Here is a 10951-nt window from a genome sequence, read left to right on the forward strand (position 1 = left end):
CGTCGGCACAGCCAACCTCTGTATCGATTGGCCCACCGCAATCGCCAGCAGGCAGGCTCCCACAGGAATAGCGAAACACCTGAATAACCCAATAATTCCAAGAGGTGTCGATATGCGTCTATTGAAATCCGTGGTCCCGGTCGCGCTGGCCATGCTGGTCAGCTCCGTTGCACAGGCCCAGCCGACCGTCAGCGTCTACAACTGGACCGATTACATCGGCGAAACCACCCTCGCCGACTTCCAGGCGAAAACCGGGATCAAGGTGATCTACGACGTCTTCGATTCCAACGAAACCCTTGAGGGCAAACTGCTCGCCGGCCGTACCGGGTATGACGTGGTGGTGCCGTCCAACCACTTCCTCGCCCGCCAGGTTAAGGCCGGCGCGTTCCTCAAACTGGATCGCGCGCAGTTGCCGAACTTCAAGAACCTCGACCCGAAACTGCTGGCACTGCTGGAGAAGAACGACCCGGGCAACGAACACTCCGTGCCGTATCTGTGGGGCACCAACGGCATCGGTTACAACGTCGACAAGGTCAAACAAGTGCTGGGCATCGATCACATCGACTCCTGGGCCGTATTGTTCGAGCCGGAAAACATCAAGAAACTCAGTCAGTGCGGCGTGTCGATGATGGACTCGGCGGACGAAGTGTTCCCCGCCATCCTCAACTACATGGGCATGGACCCACGCAGCGAGAACCCGGAAGACTTCAAGAAAGCCGAAGCCAAGCTGTTGAGCATCCGCCCTTACATCACCTACTTCCACTCGTCCAAGTACGTGTCGGACCTGGCCAACGGCGACATCTGCGTGGCCTTCGGTTACTCGGGTGATGTGTTCCAGGCCGCCAACCGCGCCAAGGAGGCCAGGAACGGCGTGAACATCGCTTACGCGATCCCCAAGGAAGGCAGTAATCTGTGGTTCGATTTGCTGGCGATTCCCGCCGATGCCAGCAACCCGAAAGAGGCTCACGCCTTCATCAATTACCTGCTGGACCCGCAAGTCATCGCCAACGTCAGCGCCTCGGTCGGTTACGCCAACCCGAACCCTGCCGCCAAGCAGTACATGGACGCTGAACTGGTCAACAATCCCGAGGTTTACCCCCCTCAGACCGTGCTCGACAAACTCTACATCTCGACCACCCCGCCCCAGACCATCATGCGTTTGATGACCCGTTCCTGGAGCAAAGTGAAGTCCAACAAATGAACCCGTACAGCAACGAACATGCGCGCTCCTATTACGCCGCGTCGGCCAATGCGCTGGCGCCGTTCCCCGCCTTGACCGAAGACCTTGTGGCTGATGTCTGCGTGATCGGCGGCGGGTTTACCGGGGTCAACACCGCCATCGAACTGGCGCAGCGTGGGCTCTCGGTGATTCTGCTGGAGGCCCGACGGATCGGCTGGGGCGCCAGCGGGCGCAACGGGGGGCAGCTGATTCGCGGCATCGGGCATGACGTCAGTGGATTCACCAAGCATGTCGGTCACGAAGGCGTTCGCTACCTTGAGCGCGCCGGGATCGAATCGGTGGAACTCGTGGGCAAGCGCATCCGTGAGCACAATATTGATTGCGACCTGCGCTGGGGTTTTTGCGAACTGGCGAACACCCAGGCGCAATTCACGGCGTTCAAGGCTGAACGGGAAAGCCTGGCCGAGTCGGGTTACGTCCATGAAACCCGGCTGGTCGGGCCGGAGCAGATCCGAGAGCAAGTGGTCAATTCAGGCGTGTATGCCGGTGGCCTGGTCGACATGGGCTCGGGGCACTTGCACCCGCTGAACCTGGTGCTGGGCGAAGCGCGGCTGGCGCAATCGCTCGGGGTGCAGATCTTCGAGCAGAGCCCGGTGCTGGAACTGATCCATGGCAGCACGGTGCAGGTTCGTTGTGCCGGCGGCACGGTGCGTGCCGGCAGTCTGGTGCTGGCGTGCAATGCGCATCTGGACGAACTGGAACCGAAACTCAGCGGCAAGGTGCTGCCGGCGGGCAGCTACATCATCGCCACAGAACCATTGGCGCCTGAGGTTGCCGCGCAATTGATCCCGCAGAACCTGGCGCTGTGCGACCAGAAAGTCGGCCTGGATTACTACCGGCTCTCGGCGGACCGGCGCTTGCTGTTCGGCGGTGCCTGTCATTATTCCGGTCGCGATCCTGCAGACATCGCCGCTTACATGCGCCCGCAAATGCTCAAGGTGTTCCCGCAACTGGCCGATGTGCGCATTGATTATCAGTGGGGCGGCAAGATTGGCATCACGGCCAATCGCTTTCCGCAGGTCGGGCGCTTGCGCCAACACCCGAACGTGTTTTATGCCCAGGGTTACTCCGGCCACGGGCTGAACGTGACTCACTGGTGCGCAAAACTGCTGGGCGAAGTGATTCATGCCGGGCACAGCCAAGGCTTCGACGTGTTCAGCGCCGTGCCGCACATGACCTTTCCCGGTGGCCCAATGCTGCGTTCGCCGTTGCTGGCTCTCGGGATGTTCTGGTATCGGCTGCGTGAAATCCTCGGCTGAAACCGGAGCACAGACCTCACACAAAACCTGTGGCGAGGGGATTTATCCCCGTTGGGTCGCGAAGCGGCCCCCTGCATTCTTTCAGGTATCCCCCGGAAGCAGGTTTAGCGACGGCTTCGCCGCCGAACGGGGATAAATCCCCTCGCCACAAATGTTGATCTTCGCCCTCCGTTGACTCGCCAAATTGCCTTTCGATTTGCTCATTCGCAACGCACTTCTATATTGAGGAGGTGCTCTGACTTTCCTGTGTCCTGGCGAGTGCGGCCTATGGCTACGACTGACCAACTGATCATCTGCGAGCACTGCGACTGCGTGTATCAAAAAGTCACGCTCGCCAAACATCAGAAAACCCTGTGTACGCGCTGCGGTGGTGTGCTTCAGCGTTATAACGGCCTGACGGTGGAGCAGCGGCTGGCGTTGACCGTGACGGCATTGATGCTGTGGATTTTCGCCAATTTCTATCCGGTGATGAGCATCAGCCTTAAAGGCTTGAAAAACAGCGCAACGCTGTGGGATTCCATAATGGCCCTGACGCTGGGCCCGATTACCTTCATCGCCCTGGTGGCGGCCATTTCCATGATCATTGCGCCGATTTTCCAGTTGCTGCTGTTGATCTGGGTCTTGAGCTTCGCCCTCACCTCCCGTCGCTCACCGGGTTTCAGATTCTGCATGCGCTGGCTGGAAACCCTGCGGCCCTGGAGCATGCTGGAAGTCTGCCTGCTGGGGGCGATGGTCGCGGTGATCAAGCTCGCCGGGTTGCTCGACGTGCTGCCCGGCATCGGACTGTTCGCCCTGGCCATTCTCAGCCTGATGATGATCCGCATTGCCGGGCGCGATATACGTGAACTGTGGGATGTTTTATGACCACGCCTCCGGTCGCGAGCGAACTCAACCTGTGCCTTTGCCACAGCTGCGGCCTGGCCTGTGACATGACCGGCGAACCCCAAGAATGCGAGCGTTGCGGTGCACCGCTGCATCGGCGCAAGCCCAACGCACTGACCCGCACCTGGGCCTACCTGCTGACTTCGCTGGTGTTTTACATCCCGGCCAATGTGTTGCCGGTGATGAACACCAAAATGGTTGGCGCCGGCGCCGACAGCACCATCATGGGCGGTGTGCTGGATTTCTGGCAGCACGGCGCCTGGGACATTGCCCTGATCATTTTCATCGCCAGTATCGCGGTGCCGGGCGTCAAATTCGTCGCTCTGACGCTCCTGCTGGTGACCGTTCAGCGCGACAGCCAATGGGCGCGCAAGGAGCGGTCGAAAATGTACCGCTTCGTCGAGCTCATCGGTTATTGGTCGATGCTCGACGTGATCGTGGTGGCCCTGGTGGCTTCACTGGTCAAGTTTCAAGCCCTGGCCGATATCGAACCCCGCGTGGGCATTCTCTTCTTTGGCCTGGTCGTGGTGTTCACCATGCTCTCTGCCATGAGTTTTGACCCGCGTTTGATCTGGGACCAACACCATTCGAATCACGAGGAGGTCATGGATGAAGTCGCAAGCCACTGACGGGCCGCAAGCTCCCGGGCAGGCCCCGATCAAGACCCGTCGTTTCAGCGTGTCCTTGGTATGGATAGTCCCGATTATCGCGGTGCTGGTAGGTATTTCGCTGGTGGTGCACAGCATCCTGCAGGAAGGACCGACCATCACCGTCACATTCAAGACCGGCAGCGGCCTGACCGCCAACAAGACCGAGGTCAAATACCGTAACGTGGTGATCGGGCAAGTCTCCGAGGTAGAACTGAGCAACGACCAGAAAAGCGTCAACGCCACCATCAAACTGGCCAAGCAGGCGGAAAGTTTCACCCGCGAAGACTCGCAATTCTGGGTGGTGCGGCCCCGAATCGGCGCGGGCGGCGTGTCGGGTATCGATACGCTGCTGTCCGGGGACTACATTGGCGCCGACATTGGCCAGGCCAATGCGCGGTCGAAGAACTTCAAAGGCCTGGAAAATCCGCCGCCGATCACTTATGGCGAGCCGGGCAAGCGCTTCATGCTGAACACCCCGGACCTGGGTTCGCTGGACATCGGCTCGCCGGTTTACTACCGCAAGATTCCGGTCGGCCAAGTCGTCGCTTACACCCTGGATGCCGACGGCAAAGGGGTGAACATCGAAGTCTTCATTCACTCACCCAACGATGCCTTCGTCACCGAAAACACCCGTTTCTGGAACGCCAGCGGGATTGATGTGAATGTCGGCGCCAACGGTTTTGCAGTGAAGACCGAGTCGCTGTCCGCCATATTGGTGGGCGGCATCGCCTTCCGCGCCCCGGAGTACAGCCCCAACGATAAACCGGCCACCGAGGAAAAAGCCTTCGAGCTCTTCGAAGACCAGCAAACCGCCCTCGCCCCGCCCAGCGGCAAGGCGCAATACCTGAGTTTGCGTTTCGACCAGGCATTGCGTGGGCTGAAGGTCGGTGCGCCGGTGGAATTCCTTGGCATCGAGTTCGGCACAGTGGTGTCGGTCAATCTGGATTTCGATGCAAAAAAGCGCAGCTTTCCGGTCAACGTCGGCATCGTTATCTACCCGCAACGGCTCGGTCAGGCTCACGCCAAAATGCTTGAGGCGTTGAAGCACGACCCCAATGACGAAGCCGCCGGTGTCAGGCTTATGGGCTCCTTCATCGAAAACGGCCTGCGGGCTCAGGCCCGAAGCGGCAACCTGTTGACCGGTCAGCTCTATATAGCGCTCGACTTCTACCCTAAGGCAGAGAAAGTCGTGTTCGATCCAACCGCTCGGCCTGTGTCCATCCCGACCATTCCCGGCAGCCTTGAACAGTTGCAGGAAAAACTCGAAAGCATGGTCAACAAAATCAACGATCTGCCCATCGGACGCATTGCCGGCAACCTCGACAGCAACCTCGTCGAGCTGCGCAAAGGCCTCGCGCAATTCAACGCCAAGACCTTGCCCGGCGTGCAAACCACCCTGGCGGACGTCAGCAAGACCCTGCAATCGGCCAGCTCGACACTTGCCGAGGACTCGCCGCAACGCGAGCAATTGACCCAGACTCTGGAGGAACTCGGACGCATGTCGCGCTCCTTGCGTGAGCTCTCGGATTACCTGGGCCGGCATCCGGAATCGCTGATTCGCGGTCGCCCCGATAACGCCGCGCCGATGGACTTGAAGGCACCGCCGCGCAACTGACCAACAGGAGCAACACCCATGGTTTCCTCGCTGAAGATGACGTTGGTCACTGCGCTATTGCTGCTCGCCGCGTGCCGCAGTGAGCCGATCCAGTTCCATACCCTGACGCCGGCGCAACTGAGCGGGACGGCGCGCGCCAACGGCGGGGAAATCCTGATCGAAGGCCTCAGCGTGCCGCCGCAGGTCGATCGTCCGCAGATCGTCATTCGTCAGGGCAACAGTGGCCTGGCGATTCTAGAGACCGAGTGGTGGGCGGCGAGCCTGGTGGATGAGTTGCGCAGCGCCTTGGCCGATCAACTGGCCAACAGCAATCCCCAGCGCAAAGTGTCGGTGCGCGTGGAGGTTCAGCGCTTTGATTCGGTTCCCGGTCAATACGCGCTGATGGACGTCAAATGGCGCCTGCGCAGTCCCGGCGAAGGCGATACCACGCTGGTGAGCTGCCGAAGTACGTTGCAAACACCTTCAGGGCCGTCCATCGACGACTTGGTCCTTGCCCAGCAGAACAACGTCAAACGCCTGGCCGCGTTGATCAGCCAGGCGGCAGCCGGATCGAAAAAAGGGTGTCCGGCATCGCAATGAATTGACGTTTTTTTCTCATTCATCCCCTTACATTTGGCACCGTCTCAAACCTGCAAATGATTCGTATTGACCTACAATCATTGACGACCCAACGGTCTGTCCAGAGTGCACGAATCTTAAAATCACGGAGCCTCCACTGCATGAATCGCCCTGTCCCCTCTTTCCTGAAAGCCGCCTTGCTGGCCGCCGCCCTGTTCGGTGCAGGTCACGTTTACTCAGCCGATGCCGACGGTATCGTGGTCTACAACGCCCAGCATGAAAGCCTGACCAAAGCCTGGATCGAGGGCTTTACCAAGGAAACCGGAATCAAGGTCACAGTGCGCAATGGCGACGACACGGAAATGGGCAATCAGATCGTGCAGGAAGGCGCAGCCTCCCCGGCTGACGTGTTTCTGACCGAAAACTCCCCGGCCATGGTGCTGGTGGATAACGCGGGGCTGTTTACGCCCGTAGCGCCAACCACTCTGGAACAAGTCGACGCGGCCTACCGTCCGGCGCATGGCAAGTGGGTGGGCATCGCCGCGCGCTCGACTGTGTTTGTCTATAACCCGGGCAAACTGCCCGAAGCCGAGTTGCCAAAGTCACTGATGGATCTCGCCGCCCCGAAATGGAAAGGTCGCTGGGCGGCGTCACCGGCCGGCGCGGACTTCCAGGCCATTGTCGCCGCGGTGCTGGAACTCAAGGGCGAAGCCGCCACTCTCGAGTGGCTCAAGGGGATGAAAACCAACTTCACCGCGTATCGGGGCAACAGCTCCGTGTTGAAAGCAGTGAATGCCGGGCAGATCGACAGCGGTGTGATTTACCACTATTACCGCTTCGGTGATCAGGCCCGGACCGGCGAAAACAGCAAGGACACTGCCCTGCATTACTTCAAACATCAGGACCCGGGCGCGTTTGTCAGCATTTCCGGTGGCGGCGTCCTGGCGTCCAGCCAACATAAGGAACAGGCCCAGGCGTTTCTGAAATGGATCACCGGCAAGGATGGCCAGGCCATCCTCAAGACCGGCAATTCGTTTGAATACGCGGTCGGCAAGAACGCGCAATCCAACCCAAAACTGGTGCCCCTGCAGCAGCTCGACGCGCCGAAAGTCGACGCCTCGAAACTCGACAGCAAAAAAGCCGTTGAGCTGATGACACAGGCCGGACTGCTCTAATTGATGCCTGAAACATTACCGGCGGTCGTCGCTGAGGCGATACCCGCACATTTGCGCCGCCGCTCTCGCGGAGTGTTCGTGGGTCGCGGCGGTGCATGGGTGATCGGTTTGTCGGTGCTGGTTTCGCTGCTGGCGCTGCTGCCAATCGCTTTTGTCATCGGCGTGTCCGTGCAAACCGGCTGGACAACCTTGCTCGCACTGGTGTTTCGGCCACGGGTCGGCGAGCTGTTCATCAACACCGTATTGCTGGTGCTGATCACGATTCCCCTGTGCGTCGCGCTGGGCGTGACACTCGCCTGGCTGACCGAGCGCAGCGATCTGCCGGGGCGGCGCTGGTGGTCGTTGCTGGCGACCGCGCCGCTGGCGGTCCCGGCATTCGTTCACAGCTATGCCTGGGTCAGTCTGGTGCCGCCGATTCACGGGCTGTTTGCCGGGGTTCTGGTGTCGGTCATCGCCTACTTCCCGTTCCTCTACTTGCCGATTGCGGCGACGTTGCGTCGCCTCGATCCGGCCATCGAAGATGTCGCGCAATCGATGGGGCTCAAACCTTGGGCGGTGTTTTTTCGCGTGGTGCTGCCGCAGCTGCGTCTGGCCATTTGCGGCGGCGCCTTGTTGGTCGGGCTGCACCTGCTCGCCGAATACGGCCTGTACGCGATGATCCGCTTCGACACCTTCACCACAGCGATCTTCGATCAGTTCAAATCCACCTTCAACGGGCCAGCCGCGAACATGCTGGCGGGTGTGCTCGCGCTGTGTTGCCTGGCGATGCTGACCGTCGAATCGGCGGCGCGTGGCAATGCGCGGTATGCCCGCGTCGGTTCCGGGAGCGCCCGCGAACAGCAGGTCGTACGCCTGAAAAAGTTGCCGACCGTTCTCGCGCTAACCTTGCTGTTGGTGACCTGCGCCCTGGCGCTCGGGGTGCCGTTGATCACCTTGGGCAAATGGCTGATCGCCGGTGGCTCGCAGGTCTGGCAGATGGCCGAGCTGATGCCGGCACTGCAACAGACGCTGCTGCTTGGGGTTGCCGGCGCGGCCCTCACCACCTGCGCGGCGATTCCGATTGCGTGGCTGTCGATCCGCTCGCCGGGTCGGCTGCAACGGATCCTCGAAAGCTGCAACTACATCACCAGTTCGTTGCCGGGCATTGTGGTCGCCCTGGCGTTGGTGACGGTCACGGTGCATTTCGCCCGGCCGATTTATCAGACCACGATTACCGTGTTGCTTGCGTACCTGCTGATGTTTTTACCCCGTGCGCTGGTGAGTTTGCGGGCGGGCATCGCTCAGGCGCCGGTTGAGCTGGAGAACATCGCCCGCAGTCTCGGTCGCTCTCCCGGTCGTGCGTTGTGGTTGATTACCCTGCGCCTCGCCGCGCCCGGTGCTGCTGCGGGTGCCGCGCTGGTGTTCCTGGCGATCACCAATGAATTGACCGCCACCCTGCTGCTCGCTCCGAACGGCACGCGCACGCTGGCGACCGGGTTCTGGGCGTTGACCAGCGAGATCGACTACGCCGCCGCTGCGCCTTATGCCTTGCTGATGATCCTGCTGTCACTTCCGTTGACCGGGCTCCTCTATCACCAATCCAAACGAACGGCTGGCCGATGAACGCTCTTGAACTGCATTCGATCTGCAAATCCTATGGCGCGCATCGCGCCCTGGAAAACATCAGCCTGACGGTGCCCACGGGTAGCCGCACGGTGATCGTCGGGCCTTCCGGTTCGGGTAAAACCACCTTGCTGCGCATGATCGCCGGTTTCGAGTTTCCGGACTCGGGCCGCCTGACGTTCAATGGCCAGACGTTGGTGGACGACACCCACGAAGTCCCGGCGCATCAACGTCAGATCGGTTATGTCCCGCAGGACGGCGCCCTGTTTCCGCACATGACCGTGGCCGCCAACATCGGTTTCGGCCTGTCGACCAAGGGCGCCATCAAACACGAGCGTATTGCCGAACTGATGGACAGCGTGGCACTGGATTCCAGCATGGCCAATCGTTGGCCCCATGAGCTTTCCGGCGGCCAACAACAACGTGTGGCACTGGCGCGAGCGCTGGCGCAACAGCCGCGCCTGATGTTGCTGGACGAGCCATTTTCCGCGCTCGATACCGGCTTGCGCGCCGCCATGCGCAAACTGGTGGCGCGGTTGCTGGCGGACGCCGGTGTCACCACCATTCTGGTCACCCATGACCAGAGTGAAGCGCTGTCGTTTGCCGATCAGCTTGCGGTCATGCGTGAGGGGCGTGTGGTGCAGTCCGGTCATCCGCTGGACCTTTACCGCTATCCCGGTGACGAACAAACCGCAATGTTCCTCGGCGATGCCGTGGTCATGCCGGCCCGGATCGAAGCCGGCTGGGCGCATTGCGATCTCGGGCGGATCCCGGTCAACAATCATCGCAACAACCACTGTGCGCAGATCATGCTGCGGCCCGAGCAGTTGCAACTGGTCGGTATCGTTTCCAGCTCGGTCGAGACCGCCGGTTGTCGAGCCGTGGTGACCGAGCGCGATTTCAGCGGCAATACCTGCACATTGACCGTGGAACTGGAACCTCTGTCATCCACCGACCTGCCCGGTCGGTCATTGATGGTGCGCAGTTCGGGCCTGTACGCGCCACCGACCGGCAGTGCGGTTCACGTCTCGACCATCGGCCACGCCCATGTGTTGAGTGAATCTTAAAGGTCGAAGCGGTCTATCGCCCGCCGCCGCTCATTGTCATCGCGCACGTCGTAGTTGGCTGTCGTCTGGATATTGCTGTGATGGGCAAGTTTCTGCGCAATCGACAAGTCATGTTCCTCGATCACCCGGGTAATGAACGAGCGCCGAAAGTCATGGGGCATGATTTTCACCCCGACCTGCGCGCCGCGTTGCCGGGCGATGTAATAGATCGCGTGTTTGGTGATGCGCTCACGGGTGATGTGGCTGCCGCGGCGGATGCGATTGAACAGGAACGCATCATCCACCTCGCCTTCCTTGAGTTGCGAGCGTCGCAGCTCCAGCCAGGCATCCAGTTTGGCGAACGCCCAGGCCGGTGCGTATTTGATCAGCTGTTTGTTGCCTTTGGCGGTCACCCGCAGGCTGCGTTCGGTGAAATCCACCTGATCGAGGTCGAGGTTCACCGACTCTGATTTGCGCATGCCCGAACCGTACAGAATCCCGATGATCGCCGCGTCCCGCAGGCCTTGTGGCCGTGGATCGGCAGCACAGACTGCCATCATTTCCTGGATCAGCGAGCGGCGCAGATTGCGTCCCTGGGACAATCGTGTGCCGGCAATGCCCTTGACCGAGCGCATCTTCAGCAAGTGTTCCTGGCTGATCAGGCTCATGCGCCACGCTTCATTCATCACCCCGCGCACGGCGTTGACGTACAGCGAAGACGTGTTGGGCGCGTAGCCGTCCGCGCGCAACGCCGCCACCAGCGCGATCACATCCTCGGGCTGCAACTGGTGCCAGGGAATCTCCTCGACATTCATGTCTTCGAAGCCCAGGCGGTCGGCGGCGTCCTGCAACACATAACGCATGGTCAGTTGGCTGGACGGCGCCAGCCGCGCCAGATACAGGGGCATCGGATTGGTCTTTACA

The 10951-nt window shown here is 60.7% G+C and carries 10 protein-coding genes; 9 read left to right on the forward strand and 1 reads right to left on the reverse strand.

The annotated features are described in order from the left end of the window. The first annotated feature begins 112 nt into the window (after positions 1 to 112). The 9 genes from B723_RS22245 to B723_RS22285 all read left to right on the forward strand — a co-directional run bounded on the left by B723_RS22245 (position 113) and on the right by B723_RS22285 (position 10048). Entirely contained in the window at positions 113 to 1201 is a 1089-nt protein-coding gene (locus B723_RS22245) for a polyamine ABC transporter substrate-binding protein (RefSeq protein WP_017339015.1), read from the forward strand. Then, a complete protein-coding gene (locus B723_RS22250; RefSeq protein WP_017339016.1) occupies positions 1198 to 2499 on the forward strand; it encodes an NAD(P)/FAD-dependent oxidoreductase in 1302 nt (433 codons plus the stop codon). The genes B723_RS22245 and B723_RS22250 overlap by 4 nt, the downstream gene beginning before the upstream one ends. 267 nt (positions 2500 to 2766) lie before the next feature. Beyond that, positions 2767 to 3363 carry a paraquat-inducible protein A gene (locus B723_RS22255; RefSeq protein WP_017339017.1) on the forward strand — a complete coding sequence of 199 codons (597 nt, stop codon included), beginning with the start codon at positions 2767 to 2769 and terminating at the stop codon, positions 3361 to 3363. Beyond that, positions 3360 to 4010, forward strand: a complete 651-nt coding sequence (locus tag B723_RS22260) for a paraquat-inducible protein A (RefSeq protein WP_017339018.1) — start codon at positions 3360 to 3362, stop codon at positions 4008 to 4010. Before B723_RS22255 ends, B723_RS22260 begins: the two co-directional genes overlap by 4 nt. Next, complete coding sequence (locus tag B723_RS22265) at positions 3991 to 5646, forward strand: intermembrane transport protein PqiB (protein ID WP_017339019.1); 1656 nt, start codon at positions 3991 to 3993, stop codon at positions 5644 to 5646. The genes B723_RS22260 and B723_RS22265 overlap by 20 nt, the downstream gene beginning before the upstream one ends. 18 nt (positions 5647 to 5664) lie before the next feature. After that, positions 5665 to 6225, forward strand: a complete 561-nt coding sequence (locus B723_RS22270) for a PqiC family protein (protein WP_017339020.1) — start codon at positions 5665 to 5667, stop codon at positions 6223 to 6225. Positions 6226 to 6365: 140 nt separating this feature from the next. Then, positions 6366 to 7379, forward strand: coding sequence for an iron ABC transporter substrate-binding protein (locus tag B723_RS22275; protein WP_017339021.1), 1014 nt, complete (start codon positions 6366 to 6368; stop codon positions 7377 to 7379). Between the two features lie 3 nt (positions 7380 to 7382). Further along, complete coding sequence (locus tag B723_RS22280) at positions 7383 to 8981, forward strand: ABC transporter permease (protein ID WP_031318954.1); 1599 nt, start codon at positions 7383 to 7385, stop codon at positions 8979 to 8981. Further along, positions 8978 to 10048, forward strand: coding sequence for an ABC transporter ATP-binding protein (locus B723_RS22285; protein ID WP_017339023.1), 1071 nt, complete (start codon positions 8978 to 8980; stop codon positions 10046 to 10048). Before B723_RS22280 ends, B723_RS22285 begins: the two co-directional genes overlap by 4 nt. Here B723_RS22285 and B723_RS22290 read toward each other — a convergent pair. After that, a complete protein-coding gene (locus B723_RS22290) occupies positions 10045 to 10935 on the reverse strand; it encodes a site-specific integrase (protein ID WP_017339024.1) in 891 nt (296 codons plus the stop codon). The genes B723_RS22285 and B723_RS22290 overlap by 4 nt on opposite strands. Positions 10936 to 10951 lie beyond the last annotated feature (16 nt).

The organism is Pseudomonas fluorescens NCIMB 11764, from assembly GCF_000293885.2.
Taxonomy (GTDB): Bacteria; Pseudomonadota; Gammaproteobacteria; order Pseudomonadales; family Pseudomonadaceae; genus Aquipseudomonas; species Aquipseudomonas fluorescens_B.